The organism is Cupriavidus sp. GA3-3 (genome assembly GCF_000389805.1).
Lineage (GTDB): Bacteria > Pseudomonadota > Gammaproteobacteria > Burkholderiales > Burkholderiaceae > Cupriavidus > Cupriavidus necator_D.
Genome location: NZ_KB944503.1, coordinates 27,945 through 50,746, shown reverse-complemented (window position 1 = coordinate 50,746; position 22,802 = coordinate 27,945). Strand labels below are relative to the sequence as shown.

The 22,802-nt window shown below is 65.5% G+C and carries 22 protein-coding genes; 7 read left to right on the top strand and 15 right to left on the bottom strand.

Annotated elements, in window-relative coordinates; genetic code table 11:
• The 6 genes from C265_RS26975 to C265_RS26950 all read right to left on the bottom strand — a co-directional run bounded on the left by C265_RS26975 (nt 1) and on the right by C265_RS26950 (nt 5,651).
• The gene (locus tag C265_RS26975) at nt 1-1,095 is read right to left on the bottom strand and encodes a class 1 fructose-bisphosphatase (protein ID WP_010809294.1); all 1,095 of its coding nucleotides are present in this window, start codon (nt 1,093-1,095) and stop codon (nt 1-3) included.
• 56 nt (nt 1,096-1,151) lie between these two features.
• Entirely contained in the window at nt 1,152-1,877 is a 726-nt protein-coding gene (rpe, locus tag C265_RS26970) for a ribulose-phosphate 3-epimerase (RefSeq protein WP_010809293.1), read from the bottom strand.
• A 1-nt stretch (nt 1,878) separates the two neighbouring features.
• Nucleotides 1,879-2,643, bottom strand: coding sequence for an HAD family hydrolase (locus C265_RS26965; protein ID WP_010809292.1), 765 nt, complete (start codon nt 2,641-2,643; stop codon nt 1,879-1,881).
• A 3-nt stretch (nt 2,644-2,646) separates the two neighbouring features.
• Entirely contained in the window at nt 2,647-3,588 is a 942-nt protein-coding gene (gene cbbX, locus C265_RS26960) for a CbbX protein (protein ID WP_010809291.1), read from the bottom strand.
• A 125-nt stretch (nt 3,589-3,713) separates the two neighbouring features.
• Complete coding sequence (locus C265_RS26955; RefSeq protein ID WP_010809290.1) at nt 3,714-4,133, bottom strand: ribulose bisphosphate carboxylase small subunit; 420 nt, start codon at nt 4,131-4,133, stop codon at nt 3,714-3,716.
• A gap of 57 nt (nt 4,134-4,190) precedes the next feature.
• Nucleotides 4,191-5,651, bottom strand: coding sequence for a form I ribulose bisphosphate carboxylase large subunit (locus tag C265_RS26950; RefSeq protein ID WP_010809289.1), 1,461 nt, complete (start codon nt 5,649-5,651; stop codon nt 4,191-4,193).
• A 167-nt stretch (nt 5,652-5,818) separates the two neighbouring features.
• Here C265_RS26950 and C265_RS26945 point away from each other — a divergent pair, with 167 nt between their 5' ends.
• From C265_RS26945 to C265_RS26940, 4 genes are all read left to right on the top strand, one after another.
• Nucleotides 5,819-6,772, top strand: coding sequence for a LysR family transcriptional regulator (locus C265_RS26945; protein WP_010809288.1), 954 nt, complete (start codon nt 5,819-5,821; stop codon nt 6,770-6,772).
• 573 nt (nt 6,773-7,345) lie between these two features.
• The gene (locus tag C265_RS32370) at nt 7,346-7,846 is read left to right on the top strand and encodes a hypothetical protein (RefSeq protein WP_144062271.1); all 501 of its coding nucleotides are present in this window, start codon (nt 7,346-7,348) and stop codon (nt 7,844-7,846) included.
• Between the two features lie 710 nt (nt 7,847-8,556).
• Complete coding sequence (locus C265_RS31870) at nt 8,557-8,988, top strand: Imm50 family immunity protein (RefSeq protein ID WP_081645164.1); 432 nt, start codon at nt 8,557-8,559, stop codon at nt 8,986-8,988.
• Nucleotides 8,989-9,047: 59 nt separating this feature from the next.
• On the top strand, nt 9,048-9,377 hold the full coding sequence (locus C265_RS26940; RefSeq protein WP_081645163.1) for a LysR substrate-binding domain-containing protein: 330 nt from the start codon (nt 9,048-9,050) through the stop codon (nt 9,375-9,377).
• A 19-nt stretch (nt 9,378-9,396) separates the two neighbouring features.
• Here the strand turns inward: C265_RS26940 and C265_RS26935 are convergent, their stop codons facing one another.
• On the bottom strand, nt 9,397-10,239 hold the full coding sequence (locus tag C265_RS26935; RefSeq protein ID WP_010809286.1) for a universal stress protein: 843 nt from the start codon (nt 10,237-10,239) through the stop codon (nt 9,397-9,399).
• A 32-nt stretch (nt 10,240-10,271) separates the two neighbouring features.
• Entirely contained in the window at nt 10,272-11,108 is an 837-nt protein-coding gene (locus C265_RS26930) for a universal stress protein (protein WP_010809285.1), read from the bottom strand.
• A 304-nt stretch (nt 11,109-11,412) separates the two neighbouring features.
• On the opposite strand from C265_RS26930, the gene C265_RS26925 reads away from it, so the two are divergent.
• The 3 genes from C265_RS26925 to C265_RS26915 are packed head-to-tail and all read left to right on the top strand — an operon-like array spanning nt 11,413 to nt 14,231.
• The gene (locus C265_RS26925) at nt 11,413-11,868 is read left to right on the top strand and encodes a universal stress protein (RefSeq protein ID WP_010809284.1); all 456 of its coding nucleotides are present in this window, start codon (nt 11,413-11,415) and stop codon (nt 11,866-11,868) included.
• Nucleotides 11,869-11,875: 7 nt separating this feature from the next.
• Nucleotides 11,876-12,889, top strand: coding sequence for a zinc-dependent alcohol dehydrogenase family protein (locus tag C265_RS26920; RefSeq protein WP_011617238.1), 1,014 nt, complete (start codon nt 11,876-11,878; stop codon nt 12,887-12,889).
• A 19-nt stretch (nt 12,890-12,908) separates the two neighbouring features.
• Nucleotides 12,909-14,231, top strand: a complete 1,323-nt coding sequence (locus C265_RS26915; RefSeq protein ID WP_010809282.1) for a phosphoribosyltransferase — start codon at nt 12,909-12,911, stop codon at nt 14,229-14,231.
• 143 nt (nt 14,232-14,374) lie between these two features.
• Here the strand turns inward: C265_RS26915 and C265_RS26910 are convergent, their stop codons facing one another.
• From C265_RS26910 to C265_RS26880, 7 genes are all read right to left on the bottom strand, one after another.
• On the bottom strand, nt 14,375-15,178 hold the full coding sequence (locus C265_RS26910) for an IclR family transcriptional regulator (protein ID WP_010809281.1): 804 nt from the start codon (nt 15,176-15,178) through the stop codon (nt 14,375-14,377).
• A gap of 168 nt (nt 15,179-15,346) precedes the next feature.
• Complete coding sequence (locus tag C265_RS26905) at nt 15,347-16,681, bottom strand: MmgE/PrpD family protein (protein ID WP_010809280.1); 1,335 nt, start codon at nt 16,679-16,681, stop codon at nt 15,347-15,349.
• A gap of 12 nt (nt 16,682-16,693) precedes the next feature.
• The gene (locus C265_RS26900) at nt 16,694-17,542 is read right to left on the bottom strand and encodes an alpha/beta fold hydrolase (protein ID WP_010809279.1); all 849 of its coding nucleotides are present in this window, start codon (nt 17,540-17,542) and stop codon (nt 16,694-16,696) included.
• A gap of 12 nt (nt 17,543-17,554) precedes the next feature.
• Nucleotides 17,555-19,657 (bottom strand): acetate--CoA ligase family protein, encoded by a 2,103-nt coding sequence (locus C265_RS26895; protein WP_010809278.1) that lies wholly within the window; start codon nt 19,655-19,657, stop codon nt 17,555-17,557.
• Between the two features lie 4 nt (nt 19,658-19,661).
• On the bottom strand, nt 19,662-20,456 hold the full coding sequence (locus C265_RS26890; protein WP_010809277.1) for an enoyl-CoA hydratase/isomerase family protein: 795 nt from the start codon (nt 20,454-20,456) through the stop codon (nt 19,662-19,664).
• 50 nt (nt 20,457-20,506) lie between these two features.
• Nucleotides 20,507-21,502 carry a tripartite tricarboxylate transporter substrate binding protein gene (locus tag C265_RS26885; RefSeq protein ID WP_010809276.1) on the bottom strand — a complete coding sequence of 332 codons (996 nt, stop codon included), beginning with the start codon at nt 21,500-21,502 and terminating at the stop codon, nt 20,507-20,509.
• Between the two features lie 319 nt (nt 21,503-21,821).
• On the bottom strand, nt 21,822-22,781 hold the full coding sequence (locus C265_RS26880) for an SMP-30/gluconolactonase/LRE family protein (RefSeq protein ID WP_010809275.1): 960 nt from the start codon (nt 22,779-22,781) through the stop codon (nt 21,822-21,824).
• Between the last annotated feature and the right edge of the window lie 21 nt (nt 22,782-22,802).

The following is a 22,802-nucleotide window of genomic DNA, read 5'->3' as shown; positions in this document are numbered from 1 at the left end:
TCAGGCAGACGCGCGGAACAGGCTGCGCTCGTTGAACAGGGGACTCGGAAGGTCGGGATCGGTCTGGTCGGTGTGGTAGCCCTCGATCCGTTCCACTTCATTGCGCGAGCCGAAGATCACGCCAATGCGCTGGTGCAGCGCACCCGGCGCCACCGACATCAGCGTCTGCCGGCCCGTGCTGGCGCGCCCGCCAGCCTGCTCCATCAGGAAGGCAATCGGATTGGCCTCGTACAGCAGGCGCAGGCGGCCCGGCTTGGCGGGATCCTTGGAGTCGCGCGGGTACATGAAGACGCCGCCACGCATCAGGATGCGGTGCGCCTCGGCCACCATCGACGCGATCCAGCGCATATTGAAATCCTTGCCGCGCGGCCCGCTCTTGCCGGCCATGCACTCGGCGATGTAGCGCTGCACCGGCGCTTCCCAGAAGCGGCTGTTCGACGCATTGATGGCAAATTCCTGGGTATCGGCCGGCACCTGCAGGTTGGGGTGCGTGAGGAAGAACTCGCCCAGGTTGGGATCGAGCGTGAAGCCGTTGACGCCATTGCCCACGGTCAGCACCAGCATGGTGGTGGGACCGTAGAGCGCGTAGCCGGCCGCCACCTGGGCGCTGCCGGGCTGCAGGAAATCCTGCTCGGTGACGGCGCTTGCGCCCTCAGGCGCGCGCAGCACCGAGAAGATGCTGCCCACCGAGACATTGACGTCGATGTTGGATGAGCCGTCGAGCGGATCGAACAGCAGCAGGTACTTGCCGCGCGGGTAGTGATCCGGGATCTGGTAAGGCGCCTCCATCTCCTCCGACGCCATGCCGGCCAGGTACCCGCCCCACTCGTTGACGCGCAGGAAGGTGGTATTGCTCAGCACGTCCAGCTTCTGCTGGATTTCGCCCTGCACGTTGACGGCCCCTGCTTCTCCGGCTTGATTGCTGGCCTTGCCGTGCAAGCCCCCCAGCGCGCCGAAGGCAACCGCGCGCGCGATTTCCTTGCAGGCCATGGCGACGTTGAGAATCAGGCCGTTGAAGCCGCCGCTGGCATCCGGATAGCGGCGGCGTTCCTCGATCAGGAACTGCGTCAGGGTCATCCTTTGGACTTCAGGCATGACAGGTCTCCTATAGATTGGCTATGCATTCTTGTGTGGTGCCGGTGCGGGGCGGGCTACGTGACCGTGGCGGCCTCGCGCAAGCGGTAAAGGATGCTCGAGTAGCCGCCGTCGGCATCGGGCGCGCCGAACACGGCGCTGCCGGCAACGAAGGTGTCGGCGCCCGCTCGCGCGATCGCGGCAATGTTGTCGGCCTTGACGCCGCCGTCGATCTCCAGCCAGACCGGCCGCCCGCCGGCGTCCACCTGCCGGTCGATGCGCGCGCGTGCCTGGCGCACCTTGTCCAGCACGCCCGGAATGAAGGCCTGGCCGCCAAAGCCCGGGTTCACGCTCATCAGCAGCACCAGGTCGAGCTGGTCCAGCGTATGGTCCAGCCAGCCCAGCGGCGTGGCCGGGTTGAGCACCAGGCCTGCCTTGCAGCCGTGGTCGCGGATCAGGCCGATGGTGCGGTCGACATGGCGGCTCGCCTCCGGATGGAAGCTGATGATGTTGGCGCCGGCCTTGGCGAACAGCGGGATCAGCGCATCGACCGGTTCCACCATCAGATGCACGTCGATGGGGATGGAGACCAGCGGCCGGATTGCCTCGCACACCAGCGGGCCGATGGTCAGGTTGGGCACATAGTGGTTGTCCATCACATCGAAGTGCACCAGGTCTGCGCCGCCGGCCTCGATCGCGCACACCTCTTCGCCCAGGCGCGCGAAATCGGCCGACAGGATGGATGGCGCCAGGCGGATGGCACGCTGGCTGCCATGGCCGGTGTTGGGTTCAGTGGCATGCATGTCAGGTTGCCTCGATCAGGGTGCCGTGGTGCCAGGCGCGCAACGCGGCAAGGTCGGCCCAGCGGTTTGCCGCGCCGGGCACGTGCTGGGGCATGGGCTCGCCGGGATCGCCAAGATGCGGCAGCACCAGCAGCGCGCCCTCGAAGGAGTCCTGCGCGCTGAACGCGGTGGGCGTGACCACGGTGGGAATGCCGGCCGCCCGGGCGGCGCGCAGGCCGTTCGCCGAGTCCTCGATCGCCAGGCAGTCACCGCCTTCCAGGCCCAGCCGCTCCAGCACCGCCAGGTAGACATCGGGCGCCGGCTTCTTGATGGCCGTGGTGCCGGCGTCGCCGATGGCGGCAAAGCGACGGCGCCAGTCGGCGCCAAGCGGCGCCTGCAGCAGCGCGTCGAGGTTGGCCGGCGTGGTGGTGGTGGCAATCGCCAGCGGGAGCCCGGCCTCGCCGGCCTCGTCGATCAGGCGGGCAATGCCCGGGCGCAGCGGCAGGCCGCCCGCCCCGACGCGCTCGGCATAGTGGCGGGTCTTGATGGCGTGCACGGCGTCGATGGTTTCCTTCACCTTGCAGCCGCGGGCCTCTTCCGGGTCGACCATGCGCCAGTAATGCATCAGGCGCTCCTTGCCGCCGGCCACCTTGAGCAGGCGCGTATAGAGCGGCGCGTCCCAGTACCAGTCCAGGCCGACCTCCGCGAAGGCGGCATTGAAGGCTTGCAGATGCGCGCTTTCGGTATCGGCCAGGGTGCCGTCGACATCGAAAATCAGGGCTTGCATGGCTTACTCCTTGGCCGGCGTCCGTGCGTCCGGCGCGGCCTTCGAAAACACGCGGCTGGCAAGCAGGTCAGACGCGGTGATGGTGGTCAGGGTACGGTCGTCGACGACCGCGCCGGCATCGTCCAGCAGGCGCGAGGCATGGCGCAGGCGCGCGCGGTCCAGCGCATTGCGCACGCTGCGGGCATTGGCAAAGTGCGGCTGCGCCATGCGCCGGGCCAGGTAGTCGGCAAACACGGCCCGGCTTTCGTCGTCGAAGCGGTATTGCATCTCGGACAGCATCAGGTCGGCGATCTGGCGCAGCTCGTCGAGCTGGTAGTCGGGGAAATCGACATGGTGGGCAACGCGCGAGGACATGCCCGGGTTGGACTCGAAGAAACGGTCCATGCGGTCCTTGTAGCCGGCCAGGATCACCACCAGGTCGTCGCGGTTGTTCTCCATCACCTGCAGCAGGATCTCGATGGCCTCCTGGCCGTAGTCGCGCTCGTTCTCCGGGCGGTAGAGGTAGTAGGCCTCGTCGATGAAGAGCACCCCGCCCATGGCCTTCTTCAGGATCTCCTTGGTCTTGGGCGCGGTATGGCCGATGTACTGGCCGACCAGGTCGTCGCGGGTCACCGCCACCAGGTGGCCGCGGCGCACGTAGCCCAGCTGGTGCAGGATCTGCGCCATGCGCATGGCCACGGTGGTCTTGCCGGTGCCGGGATTGCCGGTGAAGCACATATGCAGGCTGGGCGCACCGGCGCTGAAGCCGCGCGCGGCGCGCAGCTTGTCCACCAGCAGCAAGGCGGCGATATCGCGGATGCGCGCTTTCACCGGCTTCAGCCCGATCAGCTCGCGGTCAAGCTGGGCCAGCAGCTCGGTGATGCCCGAGCTGGCCAGCGACTCGGCCAGCGATCCGGCCGGAGCGGCCGGCGGCTGCAGCGGTGCGGTCGTTTCAGGTGCGGACATGGCAGGCTCCGTGAGGATCAATCGAGCATCCGGCTCGAAAGATTCGAGGCGCAACTCCCCCCCGGTGCGCGGCCTTGCGGCGGCGCAACCGTGGGATTGCACAGTCAGGAAATCGCCGGCGCCGCTCAGTAGCGGCTGCCCTCGGGGCGTGCCTGCACAGCGTAGCTCTCGATCGAGTAGCGCATGGTGCGGCCGGGCTCTTCCTGTCGCACCAGGCGGAAGCCGGGCTCGTCCGCAGGACGGTTGACGATGAACGACATCACCACCGACTCCACCGTATGCGTCGAATCGAAGGCCGTGACGCGGATGTAGTGGTTGGGGAAGGTGCTGCGCGCGTTGTTGATCTCCAGCAGGATGCCGGCGGCATCGCGCAGGTCGAACATCGGCAGGCCGAACATCTCCCAGTAGGTATTGCGCGGATGCGGGTCGTCGGTGTACTCGATGCCGACCGCCCAGCCCTGGTTCAGGCAGTATTCAAGCTGGCTGGTGATCTGCGCGTCGGTGAGGTCGGGCAGGAAGGAGAAAGTGCCTTGAGTAATACGCATGATGTCCTCTCGTTCTTTGGGTTCGCTCGTCGTGCTTTGGTGGCGTCGCGCCAGGGCTCAGGCCACCGACGCGGTGGGCGCGAAGTCCGAGGTGTCGGTCGGCGTGTAGTTGAAGCTGATGTCGCCCCAGGTATCGAGCGCAGCCCGCAGCGGTCCGCACCAGCGCGCGGCATCGCGCAGGATCTCCGGCCCTTCGTTGAGGATGTCGCGGCCTTCGTTGCGCGCCAGCACCATCGCTTCCAGCGCAACGCGGTTGGCGGTGGCGCCGGCCTGGATGCCCTGCGGGTGGCCGATGGTGCCGCCACCGAACTGCAGCACCACGTCGTCGCCGAAGAGGCTGATCAGCTGGTGCATCTGGCCGGCGTGGATGCCGCCCGAGGCCACCGGCATCACCTTGCGCAGCGAAGCCCAGTCCTGGTCGAAGAACAGCCCGCGCGACAGGTCGGCATGGGTGTAGGCATCGCGGCAGACGTTGTAGTAGCCCTGCACGGTCAGCGGATCGCCTTCCAGCTTGCCCACCGCGGTGCCGGTGTGCATGTGGTCGACACCGGCCAGGCGCAGCCATTTGGCAATCACGCGGAACGACACGCCGTGGTTCTTCTGCCGGGTGTAGGTGCCATGGCCCGCGCGGTGCAGGTGCAGGATCATGTCGTTCTGGCGGCACCAGTTGCTCATGGACTGGATACAGGTCCAGCCGACGATCAGGTCGATCATGATGATGACCGAGCCCAGCGACTTGGCGAACTCGGCACGCCGGTACATCTCTTCCATGGTGCCGGCGGTCACGTTGAGGTAGCTGCCCTTGACCTCGCCGGTGGCGGCCGAGGCCTTGTTGACCGCGTCCATCACGAACAGGAAGCGGTCGCGCCAGTGCATGAAGGGCTGCGAGTTGATGTTCTCGTCATCCTTCATGAAGTCCAGCCCGCCCTTCAGGCCCTCATACACCACGCGGCCGTAGTTGCGGCCCGACAGGCCCAGCTTGGGCTTAGTGGTGGCGCCCAGCAGCGGACGGCCGAACTTGTCCAGGCGCTCGCGCTCGACGATGATGCCGGTGGACGGGCCGGCGAAGGTCTTCACGTAGGCGACCGGGAAGCGCATGTCTTCCAGGCGCGCCGCCTTGATCGGCTTGAAGCTGAAGACGTTGCCGATGATCGACGCGGTCAGGTTGGCGATCGAGCCTTCCTCGAACAGCGACAGGTCATAGGCCACGTAGCAGAAGAACTGCTCGGGGTTGTTGGGCACCGGGTCGACCCGGTAGGCCTTGGCACGGTACATGTCGCAGGCGGTCAGGCGGTCGGTCCACACCACCGTCCAGGTGGCGGTGGAGGACTCGCCGGCAACCGCGGCGGCGGCCTCGACCGGATCCACGCCGTCCTGCGGCGTGATGCGGAACAGCGCCAGCAGGTCGGTATCCTTGGGCTCGTAGTCGCCGTCCCAGTACCCCATTTCCTTGTACTTCATGACGCCGGCGTCGTAGCGCTTGCGCGGCTTGGCTTGGACCGATTCAGGTGCGTTCATGCTTGTCTCCTTGCGTGGTTGAGCGTCTTGGCTGCTGCGTTGATGCAAAGATATAAGCCCACCCACATAAGGTAAATTCAGATATTCTTAGCCCCTGTATAAGCAATCCCTTAAGTGCGGACCAAGCTGCACATCACGGGACCATCCAAAGCCGCCCCCAACCGCCCATGTCGTCCTTCCTGCGCGCCCTTACCCTTCGCCAGTTGCAGATCTTCGTCACCGTGGCCAGGCACGCCAGCTTCGTGCGCGCGGCCGAAGAACTGCACCTGACCCAGCCTGCGGTCTCGATGCAGGTCAAGCAGCTTGAATCCGTGGTCGGCATGGCGCTGTTCGAGCGGGTCAAGGGGCAGCTCACGCTGACCGAGCCCGGCGACCGCCTGCTGCACCATGCGTCCCGGATCCTCGGCGAGGTCAAGGACGCCGAGGAAGGCTTGCAGGCGGTCAAGGACGTCGAGCAGGGCTCGATCACGATCGGGCTGATCAGCACGTCGAAGTACTTCGCCCCCAAGCTGCTGGCCGGCTTTACCGCGCTGCACCCGGGCGTGGATCTGCGCATCGCCGAAGGCAACCGGGAAACGCTGCTGCGGCTGCTGCAGGACAACGCCATCGACCTCGCGCTGATGGGCCGCCCGCCGCGCGAACTGGATGCGGTGTCGGAACCCATCGCCGCGCATCCGCACGTGCTGGTGGCCTCGCCGCGGCACCCGTTACACGATGCAAAGGGGTTCGACCTGCAGGAACTGCGTCACGAGACCTTCCTGCTGCGCGAACCGGGTTCAGGCACCCGCACCGTGGCGGAGTACATGTTCCGGGACCACCTGTTCACGCCGGCCAAGGTGATCACCCTGGGCAGCAACGAGACCATCAAGCAGGCCGTGATGGCCGGCATGGGCATCAGCCTGTTGTCGCTGCACACGCTGGGACTGGAGCTGCGCACCGGCGAGATCGGGCTGCTGGACGTGGCCGGCACGCCGATCGAGCGCATCTGGCATGTTGCGCATATGTCCAGCAAGCGTTTGTCGCCGGCCAGCGAGAGCTGCCGCGCCTATTTGCTGGAGCACACTGCGGAGTTTTTGGGGAGGGAGTACGGGGGGCTGATGCCCGGGCGGCGGGTGGCCTGAGGTTCCAGGAGGGTTGGCTGGGATTAGAGAGCCATCCGTCCCGTCCCGGTCGGAACCCACTGGGCAGCGGCGGCTGGTGAAGGCCTTCGGATGACAAAGGCTAGAGAGAATTGCGAATCCTCTTGATCAAGCCGCAGCTTGATCGGACTGCTGCGGAGCATTTCCCCTCGGACTGAGGCGAATGTCTGGCGCGGCCGCTACGAGGGCAGTCCTGATGGCGGTTGGTCATACTGGGGAATGAAGGATAACCGCAGCTTCGGCTGCGGTTATTTACTTTGGACGCCTGATACAACGTTGGGCTGGCTGGACCGTCCCTTGTCGGCCATGAAGCGTCACTCGTTCGCTCCTTGACCAAGCCGCCCGAACGGCCGGTGTATCAACAAAGCCGCCCAAGCACTTCGCCTCATGTGTCCGGCTCGCGGCACGCTACGCAACCGTCGACTAGTTTTATGTGTACTCTAACGCACGCACATGCCTGCCGCTCCTCGTTAGCCTATAGGAGATTGAAGGCACTGATTAGACGTATGCTAGCAGCCGGTGGCATCTGCGGCTCAGCCCCCGTGGGGTGATGACATGAAAGCTCTCTCTCCATCCGAATGTTCGGCATGGTTGAAGCGTGAAGGTTGCCGCGAAAACCCGTATGGGGGAAAGGAATTTAGCCCAGCCTCATATATTCAGTTTGCCATTTCGAAAGCCGACGGGGGTGTCTCCCAGACGATTGATTGCATCCGTACTCTTCTTGGATCACCGCGAACCTGCCTGTTTCAGGTTACCGACTGGTCGCGGTATGCGGAGCATGAGAATTCAAGACTGATTGACCTGGAATCGAAAACTTCTGGCAACCCATTCGATGCTTGGGGCATGGTATTCGACGCCAGTGAAGTCGATGAAATGTTTGAGTGTTGTTTCCGGGTGGTCCAATGCGGAATGAGTGCTTACCTATACGTACCGCGAATCGCTACCGTTTATTTCTGGGAAGGAGATCTTGTTGATGTCTGGACGAATGGCCCAGCAATGTGGGACCGGTTGGCCCAATGGCTAGGAAGCGAACAATTCCGCATTACAAGTTCTTAGCGACCGGCGAAGTTGCCCGGCGATCGGCGGTTGCACCTCGGAATCAGTCGTTACGGTCTCTCGGATCTGAAAGGCGGCTGAGGGTCGGTCAGAGACGGCCGCAGTTTCCTGGCGGGTAACGCAAGTCGCTTCTGACGTCCTGCATACATCAATGCAGGTTCAGAGCCGTCATGGCGGTAACAATGCGAAGGAGGGTCATGCAAACCGCGGAAGAGTTAATCGCCCAACGATTGCCAGGTATTCAATTGGGCATCTTCGAAGTCATATGGCCTGCATGTACATGGATTGATCACGTGGCATTGAGACCAAATGGGCGAGTTTGTTTCGTTCATATCCAATCTCACGTGGAGCCATCCGACGAAGAGTGGGAGGCCGGAACACGGCTGATGCGAGAGCTACTTGGTGTCGCAAGTGATGGGGCTAACCTCAGTATCGTATTCGAGCTCAGCCGCATGCGACCGAGCGATCGAACTCACGTCGTCGCAATGTCCGACACCTTATTCAAAGTCATTGCAAGTAGTGTGGCACCATGGCGGCTGAGGCACGGTAGATGATATCGACACTCATCTTCGGCATCGCCGGTGGATAGGCGCCCTCTCCAACGCAAGCGCAAGCTGGCCAGCCCTCGTTATGCTTCAATTGCCAAATATATCTGGATAGCCGCCGAGTACGGGAGGGGCGAAGCAATTTCTAGACTTTGGAGGTGAGCGATGGGCGTAGACAGTTCCGGAGGTGAGTCGGGTCAGACGTTGGTACAGAACAGCCAGTTGGTCCTGAATGCGTTTGGCTACTGGCCAGCCTTTCACGATTCTGAGGTTGTCACCTTCTGCATTAGGATTGCTGAAGAAGCAGGCGGGTATGTGGCTGATGCAACTATTGCAGTACGGCATGGCGGCCAGGACAATCCAAAGTGGACGGGCTCAAGGGAAGATCGGATCGTTGAATTCCTATGCCGAGATATAGCCGAGACCGACATCAATCTCAATGAACTGTCTGGCGGTGCATGGCTGGACGAGATCGTTATATCGAGGCAAGACAATGGTCGCTTTAGCTTTGATATGAGGCCCCTCGCCGGCTTTGACGTTCGATTCAATTGTCGATCTGTGGAGATCCTTGGGGTTGGCCCGGTGCCCTCCACTTGATCAGTGCTGGGTGCCATTGAGTTCAGCGACCGGCGGCGGTTGTACGTCGGAAGCGGTCGTTGCGCCGTCTTGCGTCCGAAAGGCGGTTCAGGGTCGGTCAGAGACGGCCACGCTTTGGCGGCGGGCATCCGATCAAGCAGGCGGTGATGGCCGGCATGGGCATCAGCCTGTTGTCGCTGCACACGCTGTCGCTGGAACTGCGCACCGGCGAGATCGCGCTGCTGGACGTGACCGGTACGCCGATCGAGCGCATCTGGCATGTCGCGCATATGTCCAGCAAGCGTTTGTCACCGGCGAGCGAGAGCTGCCGCGCCTATCTGCTGGAGCACACGGCGGAGTTTTTGGGGAAGGAATATGGCGGGCTGATGCCTGGGCGGCGCGTGGCTTGAGGTACCGGGAGGGTTCGCCTCAGTGCGACATGAAGACAGGCAAGCCTGACTGCCGCAGCAGGGCGCGGGTGGTGCCGCCCAGCACCAGCTCCCTCAGCCGGGAGCGGCCATAGCCGCCGGCGACCAGCAGGCCGGCCTGAACCTTGGCCGCAAGCTGTGGCAGAACGTGGTCGGGATCGCCCTCTCCGACCAGCAGACTGGCGCGGATGCCATGGCTGAGCAGCCATGCTGTCAGCCGATCGGCGCTGTCACGATAGGCCTCTTTCTCACCGGCAGCGCTGTACTTGCCAGCGCTGACCACCAGGACGGTAACGGCGCTGGCATGCACAAGCCACGGCAGTGCGTCCGCGACCGCGCGCGCGGCCTCCCGGCCGCCGTTCCATGCGATGGCGACATGGCCGCCAAGTCGCGGGCCGGACGCGCCCGGCACCAGCAGGATGGGCCGGCCTGCATTGAGCATTGCGTACTCCGCGACCCCGGCCAGCAAAGCCGGCACATCGGCCTGCGCCGAGGGCGCTGCGGGCAGGATGAGATCGGCGAAGCGGCCCTCGTCGGCAAGCGCCCAGCCAGACTCGGCTTCGACAACGATGTGCCGGCTGGGAATGGCCGGCGACACTTGCCCGGTCAGCGTTTCGAGTGCGTTCCTGTGAGCCGCAGCCAGCTTGTGCAAATGGTTCGCGGCAAGCACGCCGTATTGCCCGGCTTCTTCGCCCGCCCCGCGAAACGGCTCCAGGTGCGTTCCTGTTGCCGTCAGTCCGACCACGCTGCCGCCGGACTTTTCGGCAAGCCGTGCTGCCGTTTCAATGCGCGCGGACCGTGCAGCATCTTCGCTCAGGTCGACAAGGATGGTTCTGAAGTCCATGAGGTGATTCCACTCTTTGGTTTGACCTTGCATCATCGTGAAAACAGCACCGGTGCCGTCATCGAGTCAAGCAGCGTACGCGTGACACCGCCGAGCACCAGCTCCCGCATGCGACCGTGTCCGTAGGCACCCATCACGATCAGGTCGGCATCGAAATCCGCCGCGCGCGAAAGGATGAGTTCGCCGATGGTCAGGTCAGCCCCACCGGGACCGTGTTCGATTTCCACGGCGACGCCGTGGCGCTCCAGCACGCGTGCGGCGTGGCCGACCGGGGTGGCGTCGGCTCTGGCCTCCTTGGCCGCGGTCTGTGCGCAAAAAATGCGCGCCTGCGCGCCGGCCATCAGCGGCACGGCGTCGTGAAGCGCCCGCGCCGCCTCGCGGCTGCCATTCCACGCCACGATCACGCGCGTACCCAGCGATGGAAACGTGCCCGCGCACGGCACCACGAGCGTCGGTCGGCCGGTCTCCAGCAGCAGCGATTCCAGCAGTTGCCGGGCCACCGGACCTTCCGTATTGCCGGGGTCGTACTGGCCGGCAACGACCAGGCCGGCCTCGCGGGCCTCGCGCAGCACTGATGCCACCGCCCCCTGCTCCGCGGCGCGCCACTCCGCGCGCACCGGCATGGCCTGGGTTGCAGCCAGAAACTGCGCGCGGACGTCTTCCCTGACCTGCTTGCGCCGGGCCAGATCGTCCGCGACATATTGCTGCGCGCCGTCCATGAGGTAGAACCAGGCAGGATCGGGAATGAAACCTGCGTACATGCCGATCAGCCGGCACTGGCTGGCCGCCGCAAGTCGCCCCGCCACTTCGAGCCGCTGCCGTGCCTGCGGACTGCTGTCCAGATGCACGAGGATGCTGTCGTAAGCCATGATCGCCCTCCCCCTCAACTACAGACCAGTCTAGGCAGCAAGGCCGACCGGCGCTTGACCCGGATCAACGGGCCAGCCATGCGGCGACATGGCTCAAGTTCGTCCTGATGTGCGGTGGAGGCTACTGCGAACAAGGTATGTAAAACCGTCAAGCCATGCGGCCATCACTTCTGTCTGCGGTCAGTTTCTCGCGGCGCCTGCCCCTTCGGGTTGACCTATCTCAAGCGCATATCGAGGCCGGCGCCTACGCTGAATGCAGCGAATCGCAACATCGAGCACACCCTTGCCCTTCAGGAGATCCATCATGTACCAGCGCATCCTGCTCGCCGTCGATGGCAGCCGTTCTTCCGACCTGGCACTGAGCCAGGCCATCATCATCGCCAAGGCAACCGGGGCCGAGGTCAAGGCGCTGTTCGTGGTAGACGACAGCGATGTGTTCTTCGAGGCCAGTTACTTCAATCCAAAAGAACTGGTCGACAACATCACCGCGCACGGCCGCAAGGCACTGGATGCCGCCTCAGCCAGGCTCAGCGAAGCAGGCGTGCGCAATTCGGTGAAACTGGATGAAAAGCCGGTGGCGCCGGGCCGGATCTCGTTGACCATTGTCACCGAAGCCGATGCGTGGAATGCCGACCTGATCGTGCTTGGCACCCACGGCCGCCGCGGCGTCCGGCGCCTGCTGATGGGCAGCGTGTCGGAAGGCGTGCTTGCCAAGACCAGCAAGCCCGTGCTCCTGGTCCGCAGCGAAGTCGAAGGTTAGGCGCGCCATGCCCCACCAAACCATGCGTGCAATGGTCTTCGAGGGCGCAGGCCTGCCGCTGCGCCTCCACCACTTGCCGGTTGCCGAACCGGGGCCCGGCGAACTTCGCATTGCCGTGGGAGCTTGCGGGGTGTGCCGGACCGACCTGCATATCGCCGACGGCGACCTGCGCCATCCCAAGCCGGTGCTCATCCCGGGACATGAAATCGTCGGACAGGTGGATTCGTGCGGCGCCGGTGTCACCGTCTTCAAGCCGGGGGACCGCGTCGGTGTGCCCTGGCTCGGACATAGCTGTGGCCATTGTCGCTACTGCCTGCGTCATCACGAGAATCTTTGCGACGCACCGCTGTTCACTGGCTATACCCGCGATGGCGGCTATGCGGAGTACGTTGTTGCCGACAGCGGCTATTGCTTCCGGATTCCGCCCGGCTACGATGACGAACACGCCGCGCCACTACTCTGCGCGGGCCTGATCGGCTACCGGACGCTGCGCATGGCGGGCGCAGCCAGCCATGCGCAGCGCGTCGGCATCTACGGCTTCGGCGCCGCCGCCCACCTGGTGACGCAGATCGCGGTGGCGCAAGGCCGCGAAGTCTACGCCTTCACCCGCACGGGCGACGCAGGCGCCCAGCAACTCGCCTACCAATCCGGTGCGTGCTGGGCCGGCTCGAGCGAGCTCGAGTCGCCCGTGCCGCTGGACGCCGCGCTGATTTTCGCCCCGGTGGGCGCGCTGGTGCCCAAGGCGCTGCGCGCCGTGGACAAGGGTGGCATCGTGGTCTGTGGCGGAATTCATATGAGCGATATCCCAAGCATGCCTTACCAGCTGCTTTGGGAAGAAAGGCGCCTGTGTTCCGTAGCCAACCTCACGCGTGCCGACGGCATCGCGCTGATGGATATCGCCGCCCGGACGCCGCTGCATACGCACACCACCGCGTATCCGCTGGAGCAGGCCAACGAAGCACTGGCCGACCTGCGCGAGGGCCGGCTTACCGGCGCCGCCGTCCTGAAAGTCCGTCAATAGATCCCTGGCAGATAGATCGATGAGCCGTTACCAGACACGTTTTCAGGCGCGTGAGCATGCGGGCTCGGAGCTCGCCTGGGCGTTGCGCGCGTATCGGGGAACCGATGCCCTGGTGCTGGCGATTCCGCGCGGCGGCGTGCCGGTCGGGCGTGTTGTGGCCGACGCACTGGGCGCTGACTTCGACCTGGTGATGGCGCGCAGGATCGTTCCTGGCGTAGCACTGGACGACTCTGGCGCGACATGGTGCACGGACGCAATGGACGCAAATGGCGGCGCCGACAGCCAGCGTGATGCCCAGTTCGACCAGCTTCGCAGGCAGCGCGCCGTGTATACGCCGGTCCGCAAGCTGGCGGATCCGGGCGGTCGCGTGGTGATCGTCGTGGATGACGGCCTGGTGAGCGGCGCAACGATGTATGCGGCCCTCGCCAGCCTGCGCAAGCGGCAACCTGCCCGGCTCATATGCGCACTCCCGATCGCCACCCCAGCCGGGCTGGACCGGGTCCGCGCCCTGGCCGACGAAGTCATCTGCCTGGATACTCCGGACCGCATCGAAAACCTCGCGCACTTCTATCATGAGTTCCAGCTGGTCAGCGACGACCGCGTGCGACAGTTGACAGGGATACCGCCAACGCAGCCCCGGACCCGTGCCCGGCCAGGTGCGGTGGCGGGCGTGCCGTCGTTGAGCAAGGCGATGCTGATTCCGTATCAGACCACTCGGCTGCGGGCCATGCTCGAAACGGCCCCGAACCCGGTCGGCGTCGCGGTGATGGTGTATGCCGGTGGCGCGCAACGCCGTGCAGCCCGCAGCAATTACCTGGCACGCAAGCTGCGCGCGAAAGGATTCGCCACCATGCTCGTAGACCTGCAGCCTGACAGCCGCGTCGACGACGCACCGGAATCGGAGGTCGATGAGCTGGTGGCAAGACTGGACCAGACCTTGAGCTTCCTGCGTACTGGGACCCCTTGCGCAAGCTTGCCTGTGGGCCTGCTAAGTACCGGCACCGCAGCGGCGGCAGCCTTGCGCTCAGCCGCGTGCGGCGCGACGCAACTCAGCGCCGTGGCCTGTGTTGCGGGGCGGCTGGATCTCGCGGGCAGCGCAACCCTGCGGCAGCTTGAAATCCCTGCCTTGCTGATATGTGCCAGCGGCAATCCGAAAGACATCCAGATCAACAATCTTGCATTCGAGCAGATGCATTGTCCGCGGCAACTGAGGCTCATCCCGACCAGCGGCCGCGGATTTGAAGACCGCAGGGCCCTGGAAGACATCGCGGCACTCACGATAGGCTGGTTCGAGCGACACCTTGCGAGCCCATCTTGTCCCCGCCTGGGTTACGGCGGATGACCATGCCTGGCGGCTACGCCGGGCTGCGCCTGATGCGTGAGGCTCAACCCCAAAGACCGGACAACAATCTTGGGACCAATAACGGGGAGCCCGGCCTTTGACATGGGGCGAAAGCCGGCGCGGATCTCGATACCGCAGCGCCCCTACTCCACGCGCGGCATCCGCTCCTGTATCGCCGCTGCAAGTTCCATCAGTGGCTTGGCCAGCGCCGCCTCGACAGCACCGGCATCCTGGTGCGTGGATACGCTGACGTTCAATACATGGACGGCATATTCGTCAAATCGCAATGGTGTTGCCATGGCCACAACCTGAGGCTGCCATGACGCGACGCAGTAGCCTTTCTCATGCACGGAAGACACCGCAGCATCGATTTCGCGTCGCAGCTCCCCCCAGCCGCGGCCGCGGTTCTTGTCGGCCATGGCCCTCATCATCGCGTTGAACGCCTCAGGTGCCAGCGTTGCGAGGTGCGCGCGGCCGAGAGAGGTCAGCGCCATCGGGATGCGCTGCCCGCTCACCACCGTGCGCAGTGACTGGCGCCGGTTGTAGCGGAACGACTCCAGGTAAATCATCTCATCTCCCTCCGCCACCGCCAGTCCGACATTGATCTTGTGCCGCATGGCAACCTCGGCCATCATCGGCGCCGCGACCCTGAGAACCTGCGAGCCGTCGCGCATGGCATGCGCCATGCTGAGGACCGGCACACCCAGCCGGTAGGCCCGGCACTGCGGGACATACTCGAGCATGCCGGTCTCAATCAGCGACTGCGTCAGGCGGCTGACGGTCGAGCGGGACAAGCCGGTGCGCTCGGCAATCTCGCTGTTGCCGAGCATGGACGCGCCGGCGCGGAAGGCGCGCAGTACGGCAATGCCACGTTCGAGCGAGCGGTTGGGCGTCGCCTTGCCTTGGCCTGGTTTGATCCGTTCGATGTTGACGGTGCTGTTTGGCATGACAGGGGATCACTGCGCACCAGTGACCGTTCTGGAAAGCGGCGTCCGGTGCATGCATTTGCTGAGGTTGCACCCGCCGCAGGCAATGCTACTCGATGCCGATCTCCTTGTCCTACACCGCTTGTGTTCGTCATGCCGGTGACCGCGTTGGCGCCGGAGCGCCGCTGCTCAGCCAAACAGGCTGACCACCGGCTCCGTCTCGACGTGCCAGATCTTCTGCGCCAGCCGGCGCGCGCCATCGGCGCCTATCACCGGCGCTGCCAGTTCGATCAGCTTGCCGCCGAGGTCAGCGTCGGACAGCGGGTCCTCCGGATCGCCCTTGCGATTTGGCTGCAAGTAGTCTGCCGTGGCCCCGTCCAGGGTTTCGATCTCAATCCTTGCCGCGCGCTTGCCAGGAAACCAGCCGTCGATTTCAGGATCGACCTCGACAGTCATGCAGTCCATCAGCCGGCGCGTCTCGCTGTCCCACAACCGTTCCGGCGTGTAGGCCGACAAGCGCACGCTGCCATGCACCAGGGCGGCGGCGACGATGAACTTGAGGCTGAACTTGGCTTCGTTCTCGCTCCTGGGGTCGAGATAGCAGGCGATATCCAGCGCCGGGCGATACGTGGCGACGCGGATGCGACGGATCTGGGCGGTGTCGATGCCCAGCTTCGCTTTCAGCGCCAGCGCGCCGTCGATTGCCGCAAAGGTATGGCCGCAGCCAATGTGGTTCTTGAAGGTCAGCCGGCAAATATGGAAGTCTTGCCCAAGCGTCGATGCCAGCCCGTTCCAGTCAGGGCCGTCCGACATCGCTCGCCCCATGCCGGTCTCACCGTCGAGCACATCGAGCGAACCGGTGATGCCGGCAATGGCGGCGCGGGCGGCCAGCAATCCGCCCTCCGCTGCGCGGCCTGCGTGCAGCGGCTTGGACATCGAGTCCATGCGGAACGCCTGCTGCAGTCCGGCGGCGAAGGTCGCCGCGGTCGCCAGCGCGTGGGCAAGCTGCTCCTCGCTCGCCCCATGGATAAACGCCGCGGCGGCCGCCGCGCCAAACGTGCCGACAGTCGCGGTGCTGTGCCAGAAGCGATAGTGCGCCCGGCCCAGCACGACGCCGATGCGCGTTGAAACCTCATAGCCGACGACGATGCCCTTGAGCAGCGTCTCGCCGCTGGCGCCCGCGTCCTGTGCCGCAGCAATGGCGGCGGCGATGGTGGCGGCGCCGGGGTGGTACATGGCATCACGGAAACTGTCATCGATCTCGGCAGCGTGGGCGGCAGCGCCATTGAGCAGCGCCGCGGCGCGCGCCGTGGCGCGTTGCCCCATTGGCAGGGTGGCGTTGCCGCGGCCAAGCTCCTCTTCCAGCACGCGCTGCAGGCGCTGGACCGCATCGGTGCCGATGCCCGGGAACAGCGCCGCATGCCAGTCGACCAGCGCGCGCTTCGCATGATGCATCACCTCGGCTGGCAGCGGTCCTGCCTTGATGATGCTGAAGAACGGCCCAAAGGCCTCGGTTGCGTTCAAGATAGGTTCTCCTCAGCCGGCCTGCGCCGGCGTGTCGGGGAGCTGCTGCAGCCATGCCTGCAGCAGCCGGTTGACTTGTTGGTGGGCCTCATACTGGACCCAATGGCCGGCGCCCGGCACCACGCTGACACTGACTTCGGGCGCGTCGGCTGATGCATGCCGCGAGTCGCGGGCGATCCCGGCAATCGATTCGGGCGACATGGTCACGTCCGCTTCGCCCCAGATCATCAATACCGGGCCGGGAAAGCGCGCCAGCGCCTGCTGCAATCCGCCTGCGCGCGAGATCGATTTGCTATGGAAGCGGGTCGCACGACAGGCACGCGTGTGGATGGCCACGGCTTCGCTGTCGATGGCGGCCGGATCGGCGATCATGAATGCCGCCAGATTGTCGCGCATCGCCGCGGCAAGCGCGTGCGGATCGTGGCAGCGGCGCCAGTCGACCAGCGCCCGCGTCATGCGGCGCGGACCGCCATGGCCGGCCGGCCCGAGCAACGCCAGGCGACCGACATCGATATCGCCAAGGCCCGCATGGGTCGCAAGGTGCACCGCCACCAGCGCGCCGAAGGAAAAGCCCACCAGGTCGACACGGCCAGGTGATAGCTGGGCCAGCGAGCGGGCCAGGATCTCGACGACTCCAGGCAGATCGGCGCGCGGCGCCGCACCGGAATCGCCAAAGCCCGGCATGTCTGGCACCAGCAGCCGGCGGTTCCGGGACAACGGCCCGATATTGCGCGTCCAGTGCTGCCAGCTGCCATGGCCGCCATGCAACAGCACGCTCGCCGGGCCGTCGCCAAAGCTTCGCCAGATGATCTCGCACCCATCGACCGAAGTCACCAACACACCGTCGCGCACGTTGCACATGCCAGGGTCTCGTCAGGGCTTGTCGTTGCCGGCCAGCACCGCCACGCCATCGGCGGCCATCACACCCTGCCCTTCGGGCAGCACGAACACGGGATTCATCTCCGCCTCGACCAGCCGGTCGCCAAGCGTGGCGACCATGCGCGAGAAGGCGACGATCGCGTCGGCCAGGGCTTCCACATCCGCCTTCGGCCGGCCCCGGAAGCCCTGCAGCAGCGGGGCCGTCTTCAGGCGCCCGATCATCGCCAGCGCGGCGTCGCGGCTCAATCCGCGCTCGCCAGGCAGCAGCCGCAGCGTGGTATCGCCGAACAGCTCCGCGGTCACGCCGCCCATGCCGAGCAGGATCGCGGTGCCCAGCGCGTCGCGGTGCATACCGAGGATCACTTCGACGCCGGCCTTGACCATTTCCTGCACCAGGAAGCGTTGGGGCGCGATACCCGTGGCCGACTGCACGTCGCTTGCCATTCTTGCCAGCCGGCTTCCCACCTCCGCAGGCGGGACATTGACGGCCACGCCGCCGACATCGCTCTTGTGGGTGATCTCGGCCGACAGGATCTTCAGCACGACATTGCCGCTGAAGGCTTGCGCCGCCGCCATCGCCTCGGCGCCATCGGCAACCACAACCTCCTTCGCAACCGGTACGCCGAAACCGGCGAACAAGGTCTTGGCCGCGGCTTCGTCGAGCGAGCCGGTGCCATAGGAGGTGAGATCGGGCAACGGCAGCGTGGGAGTGCCCGCTTCGTCGACCGCGCCGAGCTTGCCGGCACGCAGCATCGCGTCGATCGCCACCGTGCAAGCCTCCGGCGCGGAAAACGCCGGCACGCCACGGCGATTGAGCAGCGATGCGACTTCCGGCGCATGCGGGCTCACGTACGCAATCACCGGTTTGTCGCTATGGGGCAGGCAGTCGCGAATGGCATTGGCCATCAGGTCTGGCATGGCCAGGCTGGACGAGCCCACGATGACTGCGACCGCGTCGTAGCTCGGGCTGTCGAGCAGGATGCGGATCGCTGCGCGGAGCAGGTCGGGCTGCAGCCCGGCCAGGGTTACGTCGATCGGGTTGCGGTCGAGCGCCGCGTGGTCGCCCTTCTGCAGCGCGCGCAGCTTCGCCGCGGTCGCTTCGTCAGGGGCCGGGGTCTCGAAGCCGGCCACGCCCAGGCTGTCGGAGACCAGCGTGCCGGCGCCGCCGGTCGAGGTCAGGATCGCAACGCGATTGCCAGTCAGTTTGCGCCCGGTAGCCAGGGCGGCGGGCATGTCGAGCAGGTCCGAGAAGGTCTGCGCGCGAATCACGCCGACCTGCTCAAAGAGCGCGTCATACATGCGATCCGTACCGGCCAACGCGCCGGTATGTGACACCGCGGCGCGCGCACCACTCTCGGAGCGGCCGATCTTGAACGCCACCACCGGCTTGCCGGCGCGCGCCGCCTTCAGCGCCGCGCGGCGGAACGTCTCCGGGTTGCGCACGCTCTCGACATACAGCGCGATCACGCGGGTGGCCTCGTCATCGGCCAGATAATCGATAAAGTCGGCCAGATCCAGGTCGACTTCATTGCTGGTCGAAACCAGCTTGGACAGGCCGATGCCGCGTGCCGCGGCGCGCGACAGCAAGGCACCGAGGATGCCGCCGCTTTGCGACACCACGCCAATGCTGCCGGTCGGGAACTGGTCCATCTCCAGCGCGCCGCTGGCCGACAGCGGGATGTTGTCGGTCAGGTTGACCAGGCCGATGGTATTGGGCCCCAGCAGGCGCATGCTGCCGGCCGCCTCGATCAGCTCAGCCTGGCGCCGCGCGCCCTCGGCGCCGGTCTCGGTATAGCCGCTCGCCAGCACGATGGCCGCGCCGGCGCCGCGCGCCGCCAGGTCGCGCACGGCCAGGTGCGCACGCTCGGCGCCCAGCAGCACGATGCCGACGTCCGGCACTTCGGGCAGCGAGGCAATGTCCGGAAAGCAAGGCAGCCCGTCGATCGACTCGACCTTGGGGTTGACCGGGTAGATCGCCCCGCTGAACCCATGCTTGCGCAGGTAGGAAACCGGGCGGCCTGCAGTCTTTGCGGGGTCGGCGGATGCGCCAATCACGGCAACGCTGCGCGGCGTGACAAGTCTTTGGATGGCATTCATGTGGTCAGGCGTTGCTGGCGGTCTTGTTCAGGAAAGCCAGCACGGAGTCGCGATGCTCGGTGCTGGTGTAGCAGATGCCCTGCGCCTGGCTGCCCTGGGCGAAGACCTGGTCGGCGGGCAGTTCGAAGGACTGGTTCATGATGCTCTTGCCCAGCGCGATCGCGGTAGCCGAGCCCTGGCTCAGTTGCGCCGCCCAGCTCAGCGCATCGTCGATCAGCGCTTCGGGCTTGCTCAGGCGGTCCGCGATGCCGAGGGCCGCGGCCTCCTGCGCCTCGACCTTGCGGCCCGTGAAGACCAGTTCCTTCGCTGCCGACAGCCCTACGCGGCGCGGCAGGAAATACATGCCGCCACCGTCCGGGATCAGGCCCCGGTTGATATAGGACCAGGAGAACGACGCCGCTTCGGACGCCAGCACGAAATCGCAGCACAGCGCGGTATCGGCACCCAGCCCGGCCGCGGCACCGTTGACCGCGGCGATGGTGGGCTTGGGCATGGTGTGGAGCAGCTTCACGGTGTAGTGGACCCGCTGCTGGCGGCTCCAGCCATTGAAGCCCACCTCGCCGATGGGCGCCTCCATGCGGCGCTGCATGCCGGCCACGTCGCCGCCGGCGCAGAAGCCCTTGCCGTTCCCGGTGAGCACCAGGGCACGAATGGCCTTGTCCGCCGCCACGCGCTCCAGCGCGTCGATGAATTCCGAGCGCATGTCGTCGCTCATGGCATTGCGCTTGTCGGGGCGGTTAAAGGTGAGCAGCGCGATGCCCGATTCGATCTTCAGTTCAATCAGGGAATAGTTGTCCATGGTCCTGTCCGGTGCTATGTGTGCGATCTGTTTTTTTACGAGTGCCGCGCTCAGTCGGCCGTGATATTGGCGTCCTTGATGACCTTGCTCCAGCGCTGGCTCTCGGCCTTGACGTAGCGGCCGAACTCATCTGGTGTGCCGCCACTGATGGCAAGCCCCTCCTGTTCGGCGCGCTTGCGGAACGCGTCGGTGTGCACGGCCTTCTTCGCCGCGGCGTTCAGCCGCGTGATCACCGCCGGCGGCGTGCCGGCCGGTACGAACAGGCCATACCAGCTATCCGCCACATAATTGGGCACGCCGCTTTCCGCGATCGTTGGCACCTTGCTCAGCGCCGGCGCCTGCGAGCGCTGTGCGGTCGTGACCGCCACCGCCCGAAGCTTGCCGCTCTCCAGGTGCGGCGCGACTGCGGCTGCCGTGGCGAACATCACATCGACCTGCCCGCCGAGCAGGTCCGTGATCGCCGGGCCGGCGCCGCGATAAGGAATGTGGTTCAAGTCGACCCTGGCCATGTTCTTGAACAGCTCGCCGGCCAGGTGCGCCGAAGTGCCCGCGCCTTGCGAGGCGTAGTTGAGCTTGCCCGGCTTGGCCTTGGCGGCCGCGATCAGGTCCTGCACGGTCTTGATGGGGCTGTCCGGCTTCACCACCAGCACGTTGGGCGAGCGGCCCACCAGCATGACCGGCGCGAACGCCTTCTCCGTATCGAACGGCAGTTTCTTGTGCAGGCTCGGGTTGACCGCGTGGGCCAGCGTCGCCATCACCAGCGTGTAGCCGTCTGGCGCGCTCTTGGCCACCGCATCGGTGCCGATAATGGTGCTGCCGCCCGGCTTGTTATCGACGATGACGGGCTGGCCAAGGTCCTCGCCCATGGTAATGCCCATGGCACGCGCCACCAGGTCCGTGCCGCCGCCGGGGGCGAACGGCACCACCATGCGGATCGGCTTGTCGGGAAAGGCTGCGAGCGCCGGCAAAGGCGCTGTCGCCGCCATGAGGAACGGAATGGCTGCCTTGGCAAGCCGGCGGAACAATCCGGTGCAGAACCGATGCATGCTTTGTCTCCTGGAACGAGTCGGAACGCCGCGGCCATCACACTGCGTGCACCGGGCGCGTTTCTTTGTTGGAGACAGCTTAGGCCCAGGCGGGCGATTCCACACCCCCACAATTCCACTGTATGGAATTCATAGGGCGCCATCCCGCGCGGCAAAAAAGGAGGCCCTGCAGAGCCCACAAACTCTGCAGGGCCAACCGTATCCCCAAACCAGTCCCAGACCGCCAGCCCCCGGGGAAATCAGGACTGCAAACCGACGACGGACCTGGGTCCGGCGAGCACATTACTCAGGCCTGAGGCGCTTCAGTGGGTGCTTGCCGTCAGCCGCCGGCCGCGCCTTGCGTATTGACATAAAGCGTATAGATCGACGTACAGGACGCCATGAACAGCCGATTGCGATGGCGCCCCCCGAAACACAGGTTGGCACAGCGCTCTGGCAGGCTGATATGGCCGATGGGTTCGCCGTCCGGGGCAAAGATGCGCACGCCGTCGAGTTCGGGCGTGCCCATGCCCCAGCCGCACCACAGGTTGCCATCAATATCGACACGGAAGCCATCCGGGGTGCCGGGCCCGGCGTCAACCAGTACTCGGCTGTTGCCCAGCGCCTCGCCGCCTTCACTGACCTGAAAAGCGCGGATGCGGCGAGGCCGGGTGCGCGACTCGATCACATACAGCAATTCCTCGTCAGGCGAGAATGCCAGGCCATTGGGCCCGCTGACGTCATCGGCGACGATGTCAAGGCGGCCGCTGGCCGGATCGATGCGGTAAATGCGCTCCGGCAGTTCCGAAGTTGCCTTCTCGCCCTGGTAGTAGCCGGCGATACCGAACGGCGGATCGGTGAACCAGATCGAGTCGTCCGATTTCACCACCACGTCATTGGGCGAATTCAGCGGCTTGCCGTCATAGCGGTCCGCCAGCACGGTGATGCTGCCGTCATACTCGGTGCGCGTGACACGCCGGCCGACATGTTCACAGGTCACCAGCCTTCCCTGGCGGTCGCGGGTATTGCCATTGGCATGGTTTGACGGGCTACGGAACATGCTGGTGTTACCGGTCTCCTCATCCCAGCGCAGGATCCGGTCGTTCGGGACGTCGCTCCACAGCAGGTAGCGGCCATCACCGAACCAGACCGGGCCTTCGCTCCAGCGGCAGCCGGTGGCAATGCGGTCGATCGCGGCAAGGGGCAGGTGGTATTTCTCGAAGCGCGGGCTCAGTGCCTGGACGCGCGCATCCGGATAGCGCACCGGCTCGGCCGGCGCAAGGAAAGTGTGCATGGTCATGGTTCAGCCCAGAGGATCCGA